We start from the raw sequence: 17,887 nt of genomic DNA, 5'->3' as shown, positions 1-17,887 counted from the left end.
TAATCTTTCTCATTAACAGGTTAGGGTGAGACGAGAGTCTCGTCAATGTGAGGAAGAGCAGGTCGTCGTGGAGAGCAGGAACCCCCTCGTCGTGGTCGGAGTGTGCACGCCGGAGAGGCGGTCATATGCCGCAGAGCTGGCGCAGGGCATCGGAGGTCATCTGATCGCACTTGTCGAACCGATGCCAGGACGAGGCCCGCAGCACATCGCGCTCTCGCCGGAACGCCCCTCCCTGCCCCAGAGCACTTCTCCCCTCGTCGTGGACGTCGACAGCGAGCTCGATCTCCCCCACCTCGCCCTGGCGAACGCGCCGCGCTCCTCGGTGATCTGCGTCGTCGATGCACTCCACTTCTCCCACGACCTCGGCGACGGCAGACCTCTCTCAGAGGTGGCAGTCGAGGGCGACGACCGGGGTGACTTCGGATCGCGAGCACGCCGTGCGGTATCGCACGTGGAGAGTGCGACGCTTGTCTCCTTGGTGAACTGGGAAACAGTACCCACGGCCGAGTTGTCTTTGCTCATGGCGATCACCTCGCACCTGAACCCCACCGCTCGCGCACGACTGTCGCGTGGCCCGGTCGAGGATCTCCGAGCCTCGTTAGACGGCGGGTGCGAACCGCTCCCCTTGCTCGAGCGGGCCGGATGGGTGCATGCCCTCAACGACGAGCACGATCCCCACATGACGGATCCGCGGGTGACGACACTGCGCTACGAACAGCCCCGGCCACTCCATCCGGGACGGCTGGCCGCGGCACTGGATGACATCGACTCCGGCCGCTGGGGCATCGTGCTCCGATCAGCCGGCTTCTGCCGTCTCGCCACCCGCCTCGGCATCCTCGCACGGTGGGACCACGTCGGCTCCGCGATCTGGATCGATCCGCAGTCGACAGGACAGGAGGACGCGACGACCGCACAGGATCTGGCCCTCACCGGACTCGACCTCGACCATGAGGGAATCCGTCTGGCCCTCGACGCCGCCGCCGTCGACGACGACGAGCTCATCGCGGGACCACACGCCTGGCGACGATTCACCGACCCTCTTCCGACCTGGCCGGCAATCGTCGAGGAACACCCGTGACCGACGATTCCATCGCCCGCCGCGGATCGCTCCCCCTCACAGCGCCACCCGACACTCCGCAGCGAGCGACACGGTGACCGATCAGACGTCGGAGCAGACCCGCCCCTCCTGAAGCGAGATCCTCCGCTCGGCGTCGCCGATCACGGACGGGTCGTGCGAGACGCACACGACGGCGACCCCGCGCTCCACCTCCTCGCGCAACACAGCGCGGATGCGAAGCGCACTGGCAACGTCGAGCCCCGTCGTCGGTTCATCGAGCAGGAGCAGATCAGCTCCGCGCGCCAGCCCCTGGGCGAGGAGTGTCCGCTGCTGCTGACCGCCGGAGAGCAACGCGAACGGATGCCTCGCCAGCGCGCTGATGTCGAGACGCTCCATCGATCGCGCGACGACCTCTCGGGCCGCGGCATCCATGCGCCGCCACAGACCGAGTCTTCCCCACGCTCCCACGCTGACGACGTCCTTCACCGAGACCGGAAGCCCGGACGGAACGGCGGCCCGTTGCGGCACGAAAGCGACGGTTCCACTGATGATCCGGCGCCCCGAGGTAGCGACTCTCGTCCCGCCCAGCACTTCGAGCAGCGTCGACTTCCCCGCACCGTTCGGACCGGTGATGACCGTGAGGGACGCGCGCGGAATCGAGACGTCGACGCCGACGAGCGCCGGTCGACCGCCGAAGGACACGTGGACGTCGGTCAGACAAGCGACGATGTCGGGGCGGAATCGGGTCTCGAGCATGTCCCCAGTTTATGAGTTTGATAATCATTCTCATAAACCCCTAGTCTCGACACCGTGCCCCGCCACCCATCTGACCTCTTCGCCCCGTTCGCCCTGGACTTCCTGCAGCGGGGCATGCTCGGCGGCGCGCTGGTCGCGATCCTCTGCGCGATCGTCGGCACGTGGGTGGTCGTCCGGGGGATGGCATTCCTGGGCGAAGCGCTGGCGCACGGCATGCTTCCCGGCGTCGCCCTGGCGACCGTGCTCTCGCTTCCGGTCCTGATCGGCGGCGCGCTCAGCGCCATCGCCATGAGCCTCGGCATCGGAGCGTTGCAACGACGCGCACGCCTCTCCTACGACACGAGCATCGGCCTGCTGTTCGTCTCGATGCTGGCGCTGGGCGTCATCATCATCTCCCACTCGGGCAGCTTCGCCACCGACGCGACCGCCATCCTGTTCGGCGACATCCTCGCCATCAGCGCCGTCGATCTCGTCCTGCTCGCCGCCGCGGCCGCTGTCGGGCTGATCGTCGCCATCCTGTTCCACCGCTCCTTCGTCGCCCTCTCGCTCGACGTGCGCATCGCCTCGGTTCTCGGACTGCGCCCGCAGCTCGCGCAGGCCGCGCTGGTAGGACTCGTCACCCTGGCCGTCGTCGCGTCCTACCAGGCGGTCGGCTCGATGCTCGTCGTCGGCCTCCTGCTCGCGCCGGCGGTTGCCGCCGGGCACTGGACCACCCGCATCCCCACACGCATGGCGCTCGCGGCCGTCTTCGGCGTGACCGCGGTCATCCTCGGCCTCCTCGCCTCCTGGTACGCCGCGACGGCGGCAGGAGCCTCGGTCGCGGCATGCGCGATCCTGCTCGCCTGCCTCTCGTGGGCTGTGCGCACCCTCAGCTCTCGCGGAGCCCGGACGCCGCACGTCTGAGCCCACCGTCGCGACGACGCGAACTCTCGAACGACCACGACAAAGGAAGGACACCGTGCGCTCTCGCATCGCCCTCTTCGCCCTCAGCGGCGCTCTCACCGTCTCCTTGACGGCCTGCGTCACGACGCCGGCCACCACGGTCCCGTCCGACGACTCCGCCGACAACGGGCACGGCGCCGTCGCGGGCGCCGCGGAACTGGCCGAGCCGCCGCTCGGTCTCACCTGGATCGGCCCGGAAGGAACGGTCTCCCACCTGGACCTCCTCGACGAAAGCACCACCGAGATCGGTGAGATCCCGGCCGTCACCGGTGTGACGACGGATGGACGCTACCTGTTCGCACAGACCGACGACGGTATCGAGATCGTCGACAGTGGCGTGTGGACCTGGGATCACGTCGATCATTTCCACTACTACCGGGCAGCCCCCGCTCTTCTCGGTTCCGTGACGGGGGCGGGGCCGGCGACGATCGCGACGACGAACCTGTCGACGACAGGCGGGACCGGTATCTCGTTCGCCGATTCCGGAGATGCCGTGCTGCTCGATACCGAAGCACTGTCGAAGGGCGAGATCCGCGAGCTGTTCCGACTCGAGCGCGAGCCCCACTCCGGACTCGTGGTCCCCGTCGGATCGTTCGCTCTGGTGTCCGAGGCTTCGGCCGGGGCGGACTCGACCGTCGCCGGGTACACGTCCGACGGAGAGGCGACCGGTCTCGAGGAGCCGTGCACCGATCTGGCCGGGACCATCACGACCCGCGTCGGCGCCGTCATCGGATGCCGAGACGGCGCCCTGCTCGCGCATGTCGACGGCGAGGAGCTGCAGGTGGAGCGCATCCCCTACCCCGCGGGGACGACAGCGCCCGCCGCGCGATCGTTCGACAACCGCGAGGGCCGTCCCACGGTCGCCGGCCTCGCCGGAGCGGAAGGGATCTGGCTCCTCGATACTCGCGAGCGGTCCTGGACCCTGCTCCCCTCCCCTGTTCCGCTCGTACACGTCACCGCGGTGGACGATGAAGCCGGTCATCTGATGGCCCTCGCTCGGGACGGACGCGTGCTGGTGTTGAGCGACGAGAACGGCACCGTGCTCGCCGAGACCGAACCTCTCGTCGCCGAGTCGCTGGCCGCGGGCACGACCCCGTCTCTGATCGCGGATCAGCACCGCGCCTATGTGAGCGCCCCGACGGAGCACCGTCTCTACGAGATCGACTACGCCGACGGTGCCCGCATCGCCCGCACCTTCGAGACCGCCACCGCACCGGCCTTCGTCGCCGAGACAGGACGATGACATGCCCTCCCTGCGTTCCCTCGCGACCCTTGCTACTCTCGCGCTCTGCGGGCTCACCCTGGCGAGCCTCACCGGCTGTTCGACACCGGTCGACTCACGTCCGACGATCGTCGTCTCGACGAACATCCTCGGCGACGTCGTCGAAGAGCTGATCGGTGACCAGGCGCAGGTCGTGACCCTCATGAAGCCGAACGCCGACCCGCACTCGTTCGAGATCTCGGCGCAGGAGGCTGCGATGCTGCGCAACGCCGACCTGCTGGTCTCGAACGGTCTCGGGCTCGAGGAGGGACTGCAGCAGCATCTCGATGCCGCTGCCTCCGATGACGTGCCGATGTTCGTGGCCGGGGATGCCATCGACGTCCTCGACTACAGCGAGGGGGATGCCGCCGGGATGCCGGACTCCCACTTCTGGACGGATCCCGCTCGCATGCTCGACGTCGTCGACGCCGTCGAGCCGGTCCTCGCCGATGTCGACGGGATCGATCAGGATTCCCTGGCCACGACCGTCCGGTCGTATCGCGCCCAGCTGCAGGCGTTGGACGCCGAGATGAGCGAGGCGTTCGCTTCCCTCCCGGTGGCACACCGCGCCCTGGTGACCAACCATCACGTCTTCGGCTACCTCGCCGATCGGTTCGACTTCGACGTCGTCGGCACGGTGATCCCGGGCGGGACGACTCTGGCGGCCCCCTCGGCATCCGACCTGGCCGACCTGGTCGACGCGATCGAAGAGACCGGAGTGCGGGCGATCTTCGCGGAATCCTCCTCACCTGATCGCCTCGCCCAGGCCCTGGCGAGCGAGGCGAACGTGCAGGTCGAGGTCATCGAGCTCTTCACCGAATCGCTCACCGGACCCGATGAGGCCGCCCCCGACTACCTGACCATGATGCGTGTCAACACCGAGCGCATCACCACCGGTCTCACGCCGTGAGACCTCACCACAGAGAAAGAGGCATGCATATGCGATCCCCCTCCCCCCTGCGTCGCGCGCTGATCAGCGCGGCAGCCATCGGCGCGGTCATCACCCTGACGTCGTGCTCGACCGGCGGTGACGCCGCTGCACCGGCTTCCACCCCCGGCAGCAGCGCGTCCGACGCTGCCGGAACCTCCCGCGTCGCCATCTCCTACGAGGGCGGGATCCTGGTCCTCGACGGCAAGACGCTCGACACGCTCGCCGAATTCGACTCCGAGCCGTTCACGCGCCTCAACGCGGCCGGTGACGGACGGCACGTGATGGTCACCATGAGCGAGGGCTTCCAGGTGCTGGACACGGGAGCCGGCTCCAGCGACGAGCCTGAGCTCACCGACACGATCTTTGCCGCTGACGCCCCAGGCCATGTCGTGCGGCACGCCGACAAGACGGTGCTCTACGCCGACGGCACGAGCGACACCACCATCTTCGACTCCGCCGACCTGGCGGGCACCGACGGGTTGCCCGAGGTCAAGACCATCGCGGGTGTCGAGGCGCACCACGGCGTCTCCGTCGTACTGGAGGACGGCACCTTCCTCACCACGGTCGGCAACGCGGACGGCCGCAACGGGATCGTGGCGAAGGACGCGGAAGGCACCGAGATCGCGTCCTCGGACCAGTGCCCCGGTGTCCACGGCGAAGGCACCGCGAAGGACGAGGCGGTCGTCTTCGGCTGCGAGAACGGAGCCCTGGTCTACCACGACGGCGAGATCACCAAGCTCGATGCCCCCGACCAGCCTTACGGCCGCATGGGCAACGCGTACGTCAGTGAGACGAGCCCGATCGTCGTCGGCGACTACAAGGACGACGTCGACGCGGAAGGCTACCTGCTGAGCGCCGTGACGCTCATCGACACCGCGGCCAAGACCCTCGAGGTCGTCGATCTTCCCGAGGGCGTCGAGTACACGTTCCGCGACATCGTCCGCGGACCGAAGGACCTCGCCTACATCCTCAGCAGCGACGGTGCCATCCATGTGCTCGATCCGGAGTCCGGTGACATCACCGACAGCTTCCCGGTCGTGAAGGCGTGGGAAGGTCCGGCCGAGTGGCAGGACGCCCACCCCGCCATCGTCGTCGCCGGGAACATCGCGTACGTCACCGAGCCTGCCGCCAACAGCGTTCATGCTGTGGACCTCACCACCGGCAAGGTGCTCGCCAGCACCGAGCTCGACGTGACGCCCAACGAGATCGCCCCCGCCGCGGGCTGACCCCACGACGGTCGAGGAGTGGAGGGCGTCTCGGCGCTTTCCACCCCTCGCATGGTGGTTGGATTTCGCTGAACATTCGTTTAGCATTCTGAATATGCGTTCAGCATCCGCAGACCTCACGACCAGAGCGCGCATTCGCGACGCGGCGATCACACGGTTCGGCCAGCAGGGTTTCGCTGGCACCAGCCTGCGTCAGATCGCACAGGACGCTGCCGTGAGCCCGGCTCTGATCCTGCACCACTTCGGAAGCAAGGATGGGCTGCGGGAGGCGTGTGACGCGCACGTCGTGAGCGAGTTCCTCTCCGAGCGCGACGGCATGACCGGTGCGGACGCTTCACGCCTGATGCGAGAGGCGCTGGATTCGCTGGAGAAGCGCAGCGTCGCCCTGGACTACCTCGCCGGGATGCTGGTCGACGATTCCACCGCGTCCGACCGGCTCTTCGACACGTTCCTCGCCGGTACCAGAGAGATGCTCCGCGAACAGGTCGCGGCTGGAACGATGCGCGAGCAGTCCGATCTCGAAGCGACAGCCGTGTACATCACGCTCTACGGCTTGGGGCCGGTCATCCTGCGTCGCCACCTCGCCCGGGCCTTCGGAGAGAGCTCGCTGACGACCTCGTTGCTGGAGCGCTCGACCATCCCTGTGCTGGAGTTGTACACGCACGGTCTCTACTCGGACGATCGTCTGCTCGTCGCTGCGAAGGAAGCGCTGGGCGGGCACAGCGGCCCGAGCTCGGACAAGGGAGAGAACGACCCGACATCGCCACATGAGCGCGTGCGCTCCGCCACCGCGACGTGAACGGCTGAGTCGATGCGCGCACTCATCTTCACGTTCGGCACCCGAGGTGATGTCGACCCCTACGTCGCCCTTGCATCACGGCTTCAGCGGGAGGGGCATGCGGTCACCCTGTCCGCGCCCGGCGTCTACCGAGAAGACCTCGAGCGACGTGGCATCCGGTTCGAACCCATGGGCGACGCGATGCACGATGAAATGCGAGCACTGATGGCGGACTCACGGGGTCCTGTCGAAGCAGCGACGCTCGCCCGGCGCATGTCACAGGCGATGCGACGCTCCCTCTCCGAGCAGTGGACGGTGGCGCAGAAGGTCGATCCGACCGTCATCGTGTCTCACCCGAAGGCGCTGGCCGGAGTCCACATAGCCGAGCGACTCGGCATTCCCTTCGTCGCCTCGCTCCCACTCCCCTTCCTCACTCCGACGCGCGACTTCGCCATCCCGTTCGTGGCTCGCCGATTTCCCGGACCCGTCAACCATCTGAGCTATCAGTTCAACCGCTTCACGGCCCTCGCCTATGGGGGGATGATCAATCGGTTCCGCACTCAGACGTTGGGGATGCGACGAACCAGCCGGATGAGCGACTATCTGCACCGTGATGGCGAACGCGTACCGGTCCTCTACCCCTTCAGCCCCCATGTGGTTCCGCCGCCTGCCGACTACCCGGATTCCGCTCACATCACCGGCTACTGGTTCCCTGAGAACGACAGCGACGAGTGGACGCCACCGCCGGCGCTGAGGGAATTCCTCGAAGCCGGTCCTGCGATCTACATCGGCTTCGGGAGCATGGGGTTCGGAAAACCCTCAGCGGAACGGAGCAAGACGGTCCTCGAGGCTGTCCGGCACGCCGGGGTCAGAGCCGTCGTCGCGAAGGGGTGGGGCGGCCTCGACGACATCTCCGACCCGCGCATCCACGTCATCGACGAAGCCCCGCACCGCTGGCTTTTCCCCCGCGTCACTGCCGTCGTGCATCACGGCGGGGCAGGGACGACGGCGGCCGGTCTCAGGGCGGGTCGACCCAGCCTGATCTGCCCGGTGCTGGGAGACCAGCCGTTCTGGGGATCCAGGGTGCACGCGCTCGGGGCCGGGCCGCGCCCTCTTCCGCTGCGGAGAGCCACAGCGGCGGCTCTCGCAGCGCGCATCGACGAGCTCGTCTCGACAGAAAGCTACGCCGACAGTGCAGAAACGCTCGCGCAGAGCATCTCCGGCGACGACGGCACAGGTGAAGCAGTGCGAGTGCTGGAACGGCTCGATGCTGGCGGGGCGCCGCTGACGAGGTGAACTCCGGTGCCGGGTATCTGCCTTCTCCTCGAGCGACGAGTCCCGGGAGAGGCCCCCTCGTCGCCGCTCCCTCCGAGCTCGATCAGCCGACGACGACGGGCCGCGCACCGATCTGAAGCGTGGAGGGGGCGGCGCAGCAGCTGCCCGCGTTGTCATCGAAGTCGCCGGCCCCTCCGCACACCCCGGTGTCCGGAAGCCTGAGTTCGCGGCGATCAGCTGCCTCGTGATCGCCGGCGAGGTGAGCGGCGACACTGCGCACCTGCTCGAAGCCCGTCAGCGCGAGGAAGGTCGGCGCCCGACCGTAGGACTTCGCGCCGACGATGAAGAATCCTCGCTCCGGCTGCACGAGCTCACGCGCCCCGGTCGCACCCACGGATCCGCAGGAGTGGATGTTCGGATCGATCTCGGATGCGATACCGGCGACGGCTTCGAGCGTGGGATCCAGTTCGGTCCGGAGCTCGCGCAGCATCTGCAGGTCGGGTCGGAAACCCGTGAGCGCGAACATGCGGCCGACGCCCCTGACGAAGCGCCCGTCTTCGGCGATGACCGTCAACCCTTCGGCCTCCTGCCGGAACTCGGCGACGCGGAATCCGGTCACCAGGTCGACGATTCCGTCGTCGATCACCTTTCGTGCGCGAGAGCCGAGAGCCGCGCGCTCCGGCAGTTCGTCGCCGGCACCGCCACCGAACACGTTCGCGGCGCTCCCCCGGCGCAGCATCCACGTCACCCGTGTTCCCGGGGCTCGCCGTGCCAGCTCGCTCAGGCGCAGCACGGCATGCGTGGCGGAGTGCCCGGCCCCCACGACGACGACGTGCGAACCCGCGAGTTCCGAGACATCGGCCGGGATCCGATAGGAGATCGCACCGGCCGCCGCGGCCTCTCCGAGAGCCGAGTAGCCATCGGCCCCGGCCGGGTTGGGAAGACCCCAGGTGCCGCTCGCGTCGATCACGGCGCGAGCGAGGAGTCGGGATTCCCGACCATCGGCGTCGACCGTATGCACGACGAACGGCTGGCTCCTGCGCCCTCCCTCGACGACCTTGTCGCGTCCCTGACGTGCGACTCCTGTGACTGTCGTCGCGTACCGGATCCGCTCGCCCAGAACCTTCGCGAGCGGCGCGAGGTAGCCGCTCACCCACTCCGCCCCCGTGGGATACCCCGCCGCGGGTGCGGTCCAACCGGTCGGCTCGAGAACGCGGCGCGCGGCCGCGTCCGTGAGCTCCGGCCATGACGAGAAGAGGCGCACGTGACCCCACTCGGATACGGCGGCCGCGGGACCACGGCCGCGCTCGACGACGACCACGTCCTCCTCGCGTTCGACGAGATGCGCCGCGGCGGCGAGGCCTTGGGGGCCGGCTCCGATGACGACGACGGGAAGCTCAGACATCACATCTCCTCGGATTGAGAATCTTCAATATGAAGACTGTCTCCCACCTATCGAAGATTGTCAATACGTGACAGGATGGGCGAGTGACCCTGCCGACGACGATCGAAGCCCGCACCTGCTGCGTCCCTCCTGTCACCGCGACCATGACCGTCGAGGATGCGGAGCGCGTCGCCCGGGTGTTCAAGGCGCTGGGAGACCCCACTCGGGTCAGACTGTTGTCCCTCATCGCCGCCGGGTCCGGCGGTGAGGCCTGCATCTGCGACCTGACCGAGCCCGTCGGCCTCTCGCAGGGAACGGTCTCCCATCACATGAAGCTTCTGACCGAAGCCGGTCTGGTCACGCGAGAGCAGCGCGGCAAGTGGGCGTACTTCGCGCTGAACGCCGACGCGATGGAGGCCGCAGCCGACGCGCTCCGCGCGGTCTGAGCACCACCGCACCGCCGCAGGTCGTGCCCCGCGACCTATCCGAGCTCCCGGAGCTCCGACGTCATCTCTCCCCCGGCATCGCCCGTGTTGACGGTGCCCTTCGGCTCGAACAGGATCGCCTGCACCTCCTCGTCGGCTCGCGGGCAGTGCTCGACACCCTTCGGAACGACGAAGACGTCGTTCGGCCCCAGCACCACATCACGATCGCGCAACTGGATCGTCAGACGCCCGTGCACCACCATGAAGAGCTCGTCGGTGTCGGGATGGGTGTGCCAGACGAACTCTCCGAGCAGCTTCACGACCTTGACGTCGTAGTCGTTGACGCTGGCCAGCCGGTGCGGCTGCCAATGCTCGGTCATGGTCGCCAGCGCCGCCTGCACATTCCGCACATCTTCATTCACATCGTCAGCTTAGGACGCCCGACTTCGCCGGTACTGTCGTCTCTGGGAGAAAGGAGGCGGTCATGAACGCGGTCGATGCTGTCGGAATGATCGCCGAGATCCTCTCATGGGTCGGACTCGGTGTCGGGCTCCCGCTGCTCACGATCGTGCTGCTGGTGAAGGTGCACGACGGTCCCTGGCTGCCCCACGAGGTCGTCATCCTCGAGGAGGAGGACGGCCGGGCGCGCGCCCGCTGGTTCACCGCCGGCGACTTCTGGGAGCGGCCGCTCCGGGCGGAGGAGTCCGTCCATTGGCGTGGCAGGGAGGACGCCGACGCGTTCATCAGCGCCCGACACCCGCGCCTGATGAGGTTCGAACCCCGACGCCCCCTCCTCCATGCGCTCCAGGTGCTCGGGATCACCCTGGCCGGCGTCGGCGCGGCCGCGGTCGCCGTGTCGATCATCCTGCTGTTCGTCGGCTGAGGCACAGCGCCCGCGAAACGCGATCCCGGGGGAGGATGGAGACATGCCCGACTCTCCCCTCGCCTCCCGGCCCTGGCTCGATTCCTACGCCGAGGGCGTCCCCGCCCAGATCGAGGATCCGTCGCAGACGTTGCCGGAGATGCTGTCGGCGAGCGTGAAGGCCTTCGGTCGACGCCCGGCGCTGGACTTCTTCGGAGCGGTGACCACGTACCGGGAACTCGGAGAGCAGGTCGAGCGCGCCGCTGAGGGCCTGCGCCGGCTCGGGGTCGGTGCCGGCGACCGCGTCGCTCTGGTGCTGCCGAACTGCCCCCAGCACGTCGTCGCGTTCTACGCGATCCTCCGACTGGGTGCGATCGTGGTCGAGCACAACCCGCTCTACACCGCGCGCGAGCTGCGACACCAGTTCGAGGATCACGGCGCACGCGTCGCCATCGTGTGGGACAAGGCCGTCGACACGATCGCCGGATTCCCCACCGACGTCAGGGTCGAGCACATCGTGAGCGTCGACATCACCGCGGCGATGCCGCTGTCGAAGCGCCTCGCCCTGCGACTGCCCCTGCCGCGGGCACGCGAGGCCCGCGCGAAGCTCACCGGCACCCCGAAGGCGCGGCACCTCGTCACCTGGAAGAGCCTCGCCGATCACCGGCGGATCTCGCGGCGGGTGGCAGGACCGGGCCTCGACGACACTGCGCTCCTGCAGTACACCAGCGGGACGACGGGCGTCCCGAAGGGAGCGATCCTCACGCACGCGAACCTCCGCGCCAACGCGATGCAGGGACGAGCGTGGGTGCCGGGACTCGTCGACGGCGAGGAGACGTTCTACGGTGTGCTGCCGCTGTTCCACGCGTACGGGATGACGCTGTGCCTCACCTTCGCGATGAGCATCGGGGCCCGGCTCGTGCTCTTTCCCGCGTTCGATCTGGGACTGGTCACAGCGGCGGCGCGCTCGACGCCTCCCACCTTCCTTCCCGCTGTGCCGCCGATCTATGACGCTCTCGCCCGCGCAGCCTCCCGGGGGACCATCGACCTCTCGACCGTGCGCTTCGCGATCTCCGGAGCGATGAGCCTTCCGGTGGCCACCGTGAAGCGCTGGGAGGAGGCGACGGGCGGTCTGCTCGTCGAGGGTTACGGCATGACCGAGAGCTCGCCGGTCGCGCTCGGCAATCCGATGGGTCCCACCCGCCGTCCCGGCACCGTCGGCGTGCCCTTTCCGAGCACGGAGATCCGCGTCGTCGACCCCGCTGACCCGACGGTCGACGTGCCCTCCGGCGAACCCGGCGAACTCCTCATCCGCGGCCCGCAGGTCTTCCAGGGGTACTGGGGGCGTCCCGGCGAGACGGCCGACGCTCTGCTGCCGGACGGCTGGCTCCGATCGGGCGACATCGCCCAGGTCTCCTCGGACGGGTTCGTGAGCATCGTCGACCGCCTGAAGGAGCTCATCATCACCGGCGGCTTCAACGTGTCGCCGAGCGAGGTGGAAGGCGCCCTCATCGCGCACCCCGATGTCGTGGCCGCGGCGGTCGTGGGTCTTCCGCGACCTCATGGCGGGGAAGAGGTCGCCGCCGCCGTCGTGCTCCGCGACGGAGCCGCCCTCGACGTGGACGCGCTGCGCGACTTCTGCCGCACCCGGCTCACCCCGTACAAGGTGCCGCGCCGCATCACCGCCGTCGACGACCTCCCCCGCTCCCTCATCGGCAAGGTGCTGCGTCGACAGGTGCGGGACCAGCTCCTCGCCGAGCGCTGATCGTCCTCCCTCACGGGATCCTCCCCCACGGGCACGACTAACGGCTGACGCCCCCCAGCCGACAGTCACCTCCGACAGCCCAGGACGGGCCGTCGGGTCCGCGCTCCCCGGAACGCGGACGGATCTTTCCAGGATGGAGCCCATGATCATCCTCACGCGCCTGAACCGTTCGCGGTTCGCGGTGAACCCCGACCTGATCGAACGTGTCCAGGCAACGCCGGACACGACGCTCATCATGGTTGACGGTGCGACCTTCGTGGTCACCGAGACGATGGATGACGTGATCGCGCAGATCACCCGGTTCCGCGCCGGAGTGCTCGCCACGGCCGCCGCTCTGATCAGCACCGCCGGAACGGATTCAGACGCCCCCGCTTCCGAGGTCGGTCTCTGATGGATCCGTCTCTCATCCTCGGACTGGTCCTCGCGTTCGGCGCCCTGATCGCCATGATCAACCTCGAAGGCGCGACCATCGGATCGCTGCTGATCCCCGCCCCGATGGTGCTGGTCTTCGGAGCCACGATCGCCGTCGGCATCGCGAGCGGTACTGTGCGCGATGCGCTGCATGCGGTCAAGTCGCTCCCCCGCGCCTTCCGCGGCGAGCGCCGCACCGCGTCGAGCATGATCGACACGGTGGTCGGCTACGCCGAGAAGGCGCGCGCCGAAGGGCTCCTCGCCCTCGAGCAGGGACTCGAGGACGAGAAGGACCCGTTCCTGCGCCAGGCACTGCAGAGCATCGCTGACGGCACCGACGCCGAAGACCTGCGAACGCTGCTGGAGGATGAGCTCACCTCGACCGCCGCCCGCAACCGCACCGCCTCACGCTTCTACATGACACTCGGCGGCTTCGCGCCCACGGTCGGCATCATCGGCACCGTCGTCTCCCTCACGCACGTGCTGGAGAAGCTCGACAAGCCCGACACGCTCGGTCCCATGATCGCGACAGCATTCGTCGCGACGCTGTGGGGTCTGCTCTCGGCCAACTTCATCTGGCTGCCCATCGGTGGACGCCTCCAGCGTCTCGGCGAGCTCGAGCTCGAACGCATGACCGTGCTCATGGAGGGCATGCTCGCGATCCAGGCCGGCGCCCCGCCGCAGTTCGTCGGAGAACGCCTGCGAGCCCTCGTGTCCGAGCGCTCCTCCGCCCGCTCTGGCCGTCGCGCCCGCACCCGAGCAGCCGAGGAGACGGAGCAGGCGTCATGAGCGTCCGTGCCCGTCGCCGCGTGCCGCAGGAGGAGCACAGCGGTCCGGATGAGCGGTGGATGGCGTCGTACATGGACATGGTGACCGTGCTGATGTGCATGTTCATCGTGCTGTTCGCGATGTCCACGGTCGACCAGGAGAAGTTCGAGGCTCTCAGCGCCTCCCTCGCGACCGGCTTCGGGCAGGAGCCGTCGGATGAGATCGACGCCACCACGGGTGTGGTCGTGCCACCGGAGCTGGTCGATGAGAAGGGCGAGGACTTCGCCGACGTCGACCTCGCCGCGGCGCAGACCGAGTTCGACGAGCTGTCGGCCCTGCGGGAGCGGCTGCGTCAGGTCCTCGCCGAGAACGGGCTCGAAGCCGACGTCACCTTCACCATCGACGAGCGCGGCCTCACGATCGGCCTCGTGAGCGCCGAGACCTTCTTCACCACGAACAGCACGACGCTCAGCTCGACGGCCGTCCTGGTCCTGGACGCGCTCGGCTCGGTGCTGGTCACCACCACCAACGAGATCTCGGTCGAGGGCCACGCCGACGTACGCGGATCCGTCGCGCCGTACCCCACCAACTGGGAGCTGTCGGCCGGACGCTCCACGCAGGTGCTGCGGCATCTCGTCGAAGCCTCGGGGCTTCCGCCGGCGCACCTGAAGTCGGTCGGCTTCGGCGACACTCGCCCGGTCGCAGCGGGTGACGCTCCCGAGGCGCTGGCCCAGAACAGACGGGTCGACATCGTCGTGCTCTCCGACGCGAACGAGGAGGTGCGCGCGCTCATCCCCCAGGCACAGGCGGGAAAGCCGTCCTCCTGAACCGCCTCTCGCCTAACGCACGCCGATCACCGCCCGATAGTCGGGTTCGTGGTGATCGAGGACAGCGTGCGCTCCGAAGCGCGCGCAGGGACGGTGGAGAGGACCGCCGAAGTCGAGGTGTACGACTTCGGCCGTTCGGCGACCCTCTCGCGTGAACACACCCGTGCCCTGGAACTGGCTTTCGAGACGTTCTCCCGGCAGTGGTCCGCGCAGCTGTCGGCGAAGATCCACGTGCGTGCCACCATCGCGGTCGAGCATGTCGGGATGATGACCTACGGCGAGTACGCCGAGTCCCTGCCGACCACGACCACCATGATCGTGTGCGCGCTTCCGGATTCGGAAGAGCGTCTCATCGTGCAGCTGCCGACATCGGCCGCGACCGCCTGGATCGTGCAGATGGTGGGCGGACGGGTATCCGCCGCGTCCGAGGAGCGCACCTTCACCCCGATCGAGCAGGCGCTGATCCGCTCGCTCATCGTCGATGCGATCGACCATCTCACCGGAGCGCTCGACGGGCTGCTCCCGACCGGGGTCTCCTTCAGCGGCATCCAGTACAGCTCGCAGTTCGCCCAGGTCGCGGCCTCCGGAGAGCCCGTCATCGTCGCGCGCTTCTCGATGCGCCTCGCCGGTCGCACGGTGCCGACGAGTGTGATGCTGCCGGCCTCCGTGCTCGCCGGTTTCACCGTGCGCCCCTCCGAGGACGAGCGCACAGCCGCCCCTGCCCGGATCCGTCGTCAGGTCGATCTCGCCCCCGTCGAGCTCGCGCTGCGACTCGCGCCGCGCGCCGTGCTGCCCCGTGAGGTGCTGGATCTATCCGTCGGCGACGTGATCGCGTTCCCGCACTCCGCCGACCGACCGATGACCCTCGTCGTCGGTGATCAGACCGTCGCCACGGCGGCCGTCGGCACCGCAGGCGCGCGACTGGCCTGCGTCGTGACCACCATCGTCCCCGATCCCGCTTTCGCCGAGGAGCCCGCGTGACCAGCACCACCACCTACGAGTCCGCCGTCGCCGCCGCGTTCGCCGCGTCGCTGCCGACGGCCTCTCCTCTCATCGCGCGCGCCTCGCAGGTCTCCGGAGACACCGGCGACGCCCTGATCGTGCCGTTCGTGGGCGAGGCGAGCGCGCACCTGGCGGTGCAGCTGTTCGAGCCCGAGATCCTGGTCGACGGGCTCGGCGGCACACCCCTGGCCGACCGCCTGCGCGACGCCCTCGAGACCGCGACCAGCGCACTGGGTTCCGGCGCCCTCGGTGAGGCGACGACCGGCGACGCCTCCGCGCTCTTCGCCGATCCGGCTGTGCAGCTCTTCGACCTGCAGGACGATGCCGGTCACACGGTCGGCCGTCTCGCCGTCGTCGTCACGCGCGCGCCGGCGGGCGCCTCCCACTCCTCGCGCCGACTGCACCGCATCGCGGGAGTGGAGATGGAGCTCACGGTCGAGATCGGACGCACCAGGATGGCGGTGCGCGACGTGCTCGATCTGGAACCAGGGCGCATCGTCGAGCTCGACCGCTCCGCCGGCGCCCCCGCCGACATCAAACTCAACGGACGCATCATCGCGCACGGCGAGGTCGTCGTCGTCGACCAGGACTACGCGGTGCGCATCACCCGCATCCTCGAGAACGTCGAGGCCTGACCCTGGACGACCTCCTGCTCGGCCTGCGGGTCGTGCTCTCGCTCGCCGCAGTGCTCGGGGTGTTGTGGTTCCTCCAGCGCCGCGTCGCACGCACGCAGGCGCGTCGTCGCGACAGCGAGGCGATCACGGTGCTCGGTCGCCAGGGAGTCGGTCCGAAGGCGCAGATCGTCGTGATCCAGACGGCGGATGCCCGGTACGTGCTCGGTGTCACCGAGCACGGCGTGAACGTCGTCGACCGTCTGCCGGTCGTGCCCACGGAGGAGCAGGACGACCCCGCGCTTCCGACGTGGTCGGCGGCGAGCGCCGAAGCAGCGTCAGACGCCGAGGAGTTCGACCGGATCCTCGCGGCCACCGCCCTGACCGCGTCGACGACCGTCTCACCCGCGTCCCCGACGCCGCAGCGTCGGGTGCGGCACCGCAACGATCCGCTGCGCGGCTCCATCCTCTCCCCTGAAACCTGGCGGCAGACCGCCGAGGCCATCCGGCGCACCCGATGAGCGTCGCCCGCGTGATCGGCGACGCTCGCGCGCTGCGACGGATCGCCCTGCTCATCGCCGCGGCGCTCGCGCTGGTCGTCGTCATCACACTCGTCACGGGCACGGCCGCCCAGGCACAGGTGACCCCGGACGACCAGGGCGAGGGCGTCACGATCGACATCAACGGCGTCGACGGCGGCCCCTCGGGCTCCATCCTGACGCTGCTGGGCATCACGCTGCTCTCGGTCGCCCCGGCGCTCCTGCTGATGATGTCGTCGTTCACGAAGATCTTCGTGGTGCTGGCGATGACCAGGAACGCCCTCTCACTGCCGACCATCCCCCCGAACCAGGTGCTGGCCGGTCTCTCCCTTTTCCTGTCGCTGTTCATCATGTGGCCGGTGCTGACCGAGATCAACACGGTCGCGGTGCAGCCCTACATCGACGGCGGCCTCACCTTCACGCAGGCGATCGACGTGGGCCAGCTCCCGCTGCAGGAGTGGATGCTGCGCTTCACGCGCGAGGAGGACCTCGCCCTGATGACCCGGATGGCGGGTCAGCCCAACCCCGAGGATCCCTCGAGCGTCCCGATGTACACCCTCATCCCCGCGTTCATGATCTCCGAGCTGCGGGCCGCGTTCATCATCGGCTTCGTGATCTTCATCCCGTTCCTGGTCATCGATCTCGTCGTGGCCGCGGCGCTGATGTCGATGGGCATGATGATGCTCCCGCCCGTCATGATCTCGCTCCCGTTCAAGATCCTGCTGTTCATCCTCGTCGACGGTTGGGGGCTCATCATCCGGGCACTCCTGGAGAGTTACGGAGGGGTCGGATGAGTCCCGAAGCCGTCATCGACATCGGCACGCAGGGGTTGATCATCGCGGCGAAGCTCGCCGCGCCCGTGCTGGTCACCGCCCTCGTGGTGGGCTTCGCCATCTCGCTGCTGCAGTCCATCACCCAGGTGCAGGAGGTGACGCTGTCGTTCGTGCCGAAGATCGTCGCCGTGGGCATCGCGCTGCTGATCGCCGGCAACTGGATGATCGCGGAGATGATCGCCTTCACGAACGAGATGTTCGCCCGTATCCCCTCGCTGCTGAGCGGATGACCCC

At 68.5% G+C, this 17,887-nt stretch carries 21 protein-coding genes; 18 read left to right on the top strand and 3 right to left on the bottom strand.

Annotated elements, in window-relative coordinates:
* Positions 1–67: 67 nt before the first annotated feature.
* The gene (locus ASD13_RS13950; protein WP_055870294.1) at positions 68–1,078 is read left to right on the top strand and encodes a GTP-binding protein; all 1,011 of its coding nucleotides are present in this window, start codon (positions 68–70) and stop codon (positions 1,076–1,078) included.
* A gap of 81 nt (positions 1,079–1,159) precedes the next feature.
* On the opposite strand, the gene aztA is transcribed toward ASD13_RS13950, so the two are convergent.
* Entirely contained in the window at positions 1,160–1,813 is a 654-nt protein-coding gene (gene aztA, locus ASD13_RS13945; RefSeq protein WP_055870292.1) for a zinc ABC transporter ATP-binding protein AztA, read from the bottom strand.
* A gap of 54 nt (positions 1,814–1,867) precedes the next feature.
* Here aztA and aztB point away from each other — a divergent pair, with 54 nt between their 5' ends.
* The 6 genes from aztB (at position 1,868) to ASD13_RS13915 (ending at position 8,247) form a co-directional block, all read left to right on the top strand.
* Positions 1,868–2,716: a zinc ABC transporter permease AztB gene (gene aztB / locus ASD13_RS13940; protein WP_268776189.1), complete on the top strand. Its 849-nt coding sequence runs from the start codon at positions 1,868–1,870 to the stop codon at positions 2,714–2,716.
* Positions 2,717–2,771: 55 nt separating this feature from the next.
* Complete coding sequence (locus ASD13_RS13935; RefSeq protein WP_055870288.1) at positions 2,772–3,998, top strand: hypothetical protein; 1,227 nt, start codon at positions 2,772–2,774, stop codon at positions 3,996–3,998.
* 1 nt (position 3,999) lies between these two features.
* Complete coding sequence (aztC, locus tag ASD13_RS13930) at positions 4,000–4,926, top strand: zinc ABC transporter substrate-binding protein AztC (protein ID WP_082531515.1); 927 nt, start codon at positions 4,000–4,002, stop codon at positions 4,924–4,926.
* Positions 4,927–4,955: 29 nt separating this feature from the next.
* Entirely contained in the window at positions 4,956–6,173 is a 1,218-nt protein-coding gene (aztD, locus tag ASD13_RS13925; protein ID WP_200935189.1) for a zinc metallochaperone AztD, read from the top strand.
* A gap of 94 nt (positions 6,174–6,267) precedes the next feature.
* Positions 6,268–6,972, top strand: coding sequence for a TetR family transcriptional regulator (locus ASD13_RS13920; RefSeq protein WP_055870285.1), 705 nt, complete (start codon positions 6,268–6,270; stop codon positions 6,970–6,972).
* A gap of 12 nt (positions 6,973–6,984) precedes the next feature.
* Positions 6,985–8,247, top strand: a complete 1,263-nt coding sequence (locus tag ASD13_RS13915; protein ID WP_055870281.1) for a glycosyltransferase — start codon at positions 6,985–6,987, stop codon at positions 8,245–8,247.
* Positions 8,248–8,329: 82 nt separating this feature from the next.
* On the opposite strand, the gene ASD13_RS13910 is transcribed toward ASD13_RS13915, so the two are convergent.
* On the bottom strand, positions 8,330–9,631 hold the full coding sequence (locus ASD13_RS13910; protein ID WP_055870278.1) for an NAD(P)-binding domain-containing protein: 1,302 nt from the start codon (positions 9,629–9,631) through the stop codon (positions 8,330–8,332).
* Positions 9,632–9,774: 143 nt separating this feature from the next.
* Here ASD13_RS13910 and ASD13_RS13905 point away from each other — a divergent pair, with 143 nt between their 5' ends.
* Positions 9,775–10,056, top strand: coding sequence for an ArsR/SmtB family transcription factor (locus ASD13_RS13905; RefSeq protein WP_055871175.1), 282 nt, complete (start codon positions 9,775–9,777; stop codon positions 10,054–10,056).
* A gap of 35 nt (positions 10,057–10,091) precedes the next feature.
* Here ASD13_RS13905 and ASD13_RS13900 read toward each other — a convergent pair whose 3' ends face one another.
* The gene (locus ASD13_RS13900; RefSeq protein WP_200935188.1) at positions 10,092–10,457 is read right to left on the bottom strand and encodes a cupin domain-containing protein; all 366 of its coding nucleotides are present in this window, start codon (positions 10,455–10,457) and stop codon (positions 10,092–10,094) included.
* Between the two features lie 62 nt (positions 10,458–10,519).
* Here ASD13_RS13900 and ASD13_RS13895 point away from each other — a divergent pair, with 62 nt between their 5' ends.
* The 10 genes from ASD13_RS13895 to fliQ all read left to right on the top strand — a co-directional run bounded on the left by ASD13_RS13895 (position 10,520) and on the right by fliQ (position 17,883).
* On the top strand, positions 10,520–10,918 hold the full coding sequence (locus tag ASD13_RS13895; RefSeq protein ID WP_055870274.1) for a hypothetical protein: 399 nt from the start codon (positions 10,520–10,522) through the stop codon (positions 10,916–10,918).
* Positions 10,919–10,961: 43 nt separating this feature from the next.
* Positions 10,962–12,662, top strand: coding sequence for a long-chain-fatty-acid--CoA ligase (locus ASD13_RS13890; protein ID WP_055870271.1), 1,701 nt, complete (start codon positions 10,962–10,964; stop codon positions 12,660–12,662).
* 142 nt (positions 12,663–12,804) lie between these two features.
* Positions 12,805–13,053 (top strand): flagellar FlbD family protein, encoded by a 249-nt coding sequence (locus ASD13_RS13885; protein WP_055870268.1) that lies wholly within the window; start codon positions 12,805–12,807, stop codon positions 13,051–13,053.
* On the top strand, positions 13,053–13,862 hold the full coding sequence (locus ASD13_RS13880) for a motility protein A (RefSeq protein WP_017828232.1): 810 nt from the start codon (positions 13,053–13,055) through the stop codon (positions 13,860–13,862). The genes ASD13_RS13885 and ASD13_RS13880 overlap by 1 nt, the downstream gene beginning before the upstream one ends.
* Positions 13,859–14,668, top strand: coding sequence for an OmpA/MotB family protein (locus tag ASD13_RS13875; protein WP_055870267.1), 810 nt, complete (start codon positions 13,859–13,861; stop codon positions 14,666–14,668). Before ASD13_RS13880 ends, ASD13_RS13875 begins: the two co-directional genes overlap by 4 nt.
* 48 nt (positions 14,669–14,716) lie before the next feature.
* Positions 14,717–15,649, top strand: coding sequence for a flagellar motor switch protein FliM (locus ASD13_RS13870; RefSeq protein ID WP_055870264.1), 933 nt, complete (start codon positions 14,717–14,719; stop codon positions 15,647–15,649).
* A complete protein-coding gene (gene fliN, locus ASD13_RS13865) occupies positions 15,646–16,305 on the top strand; it encodes a flagellar motor switch protein FliN (RefSeq protein ID WP_055870262.1) in 660 nt (219 codons plus the stop codon). Before ASD13_RS13870 ends, fliN begins: the two co-directional genes overlap by 4 nt.
* 32 nt (positions 16,306–16,337) lie before the next feature.
* A complete protein-coding gene (locus ASD13_RS13860; RefSeq protein ID WP_235562600.1) occupies positions 16,338–16,802 on the top strand; it encodes a FliO/MopB family protein in 465 nt (154 codons plus the stop codon).
* A complete protein-coding gene (gene fliP / locus ASD13_RS13855) occupies positions 16,799–17,614 on the top strand; it encodes a flagellar type III secretion system pore protein FliP (protein ID WP_055870256.1) in 816 nt (271 codons plus the stop codon). Before ASD13_RS13860 ends, fliP begins: the two co-directional genes overlap by 4 nt.
* Positions 17,611–17,883, top strand: coding sequence for a flagellar biosynthesis protein FliQ (fliQ, locus tag ASD13_RS13850; protein ID WP_017828226.1), 273 nt, complete (start codon positions 17,611–17,613; stop codon positions 17,881–17,883). Before fliP ends, fliQ begins: the two co-directional genes overlap by 4 nt.
* Positions 17,884–17,887: the final 4 nt, after the last annotated feature.

It is taken from the genome of Microbacterium sp. Root1433D1, assembly GCF_001426835.1.
In the GTDB taxonomy this organism is placed as follows: Bacteria; Actinomycetota; Actinomycetes; order Actinomycetales; family Microbacteriaceae; genus Microbacterium; species Microbacterium maritypicum.
The sequence above is the reverse complement of the archived record's forward strand: the minus strand, read 5'-3'. Positions and strand labels throughout refer to the sequence as shown.

What these genes read in the sequence shown, in the direction of transcription:
- aztA (WP_055870292.1), bottom strand. Translation starts at nt 1,813, where the DNA reads ATGCTCGAGACCCGATTCCGCCCCGACATCGTCGCTTGTCTGACCGAC.
- aztC (WP_082531515.1), top strand. Translation starts at nt 4,000, where the DNA reads ATGCCCTCCCTGCGTTCCCTCGCGACCCTTGCTACTCTCGCGCTCTGC.
- aztD (WP_200935189.1), top strand. Translation starts at nt 4,956, where the DNA reads ATGCGATCCCCCTCCCCCCTGCGTCGCGCGCTGATCAGCGCGGCAGCC.
- ASD13_RS13920 (WP_055870285.1), top strand. Translation starts at nt 6,268, where the DNA reads ATGCGTTCAGCATCCGCAGACCTCACGACCAGAGCGCGCATTCGCGAC.
- ASD13_RS13915 (WP_055870281.1), top strand. Translation starts at nt 6,985, where the DNA reads ATGCGCGCACTCATCTTCACGTTCGGCACCCGAGGTGATGTCGACCCC.
- ASD13_RS13910 (WP_055870278.1), bottom strand. Translation starts at nt 9,631, where the DNA reads ATGTCTGAGCTTCCCGTCGTCGTCATCGGAGCCGGCCCCCAAGGCCTC.
- ASD13_RS13905 (WP_055871175.1), top strand. Translation starts at nt 9,775, where the DNA reads ATGACCGTCGAGGATGCGGAGCGCGTCGCCCGGGTGTTCAAGGCGCTG.
- ASD13_RS13895 (WP_055870274.1), top strand. Translation starts at nt 10,520, where the DNA reads ATGAACGCGGTCGATGCTGTCGGAATGATCGCCGAGATCCTCTCATGG.
- ASD13_RS13890 (WP_055870271.1), top strand. Translation starts at nt 10,962, where the DNA reads ATGCCCGACTCTCCCCTCGCCTCCCGGCCCTGGCTCGATTCCTACGCC.
- ASD13_RS13885 (WP_055870268.1), top strand. Translation starts at nt 12,805, where the DNA reads ATGATCATCCTCACGCGCCTGAACCGTTCGCGGTTCGCGGTGAACCCC.
- ASD13_RS13880 (WP_017828232.1), top strand. Translation starts at nt 13,053, where the DNA reads ATGGATCCGTCTCTCATCCTCGGACTGGTCCTCGCGTTCGGCGCCCTG.
- ASD13_RS13875 (WP_055870267.1), top strand. Translation starts at nt 13,859, where the DNA reads ATGAGCGTCCGTGCCCGTCGCCGCGTGCCGCAGGAGGAGCACAGCGGT.
- fliP (WP_055870256.1), top strand. Translation starts at nt 16,799, where the DNA reads ATGAGCGTCGCCCGCGTGATCGGCGACGCTCGCGCGCTGCGACGGATC.
- fliQ (WP_017828226.1), top strand. Translation starts at nt 17,611, where the DNA reads ATGAGTCCCGAAGCCGTCATCGACATCGGCACGCAGGGGTTGATCATC.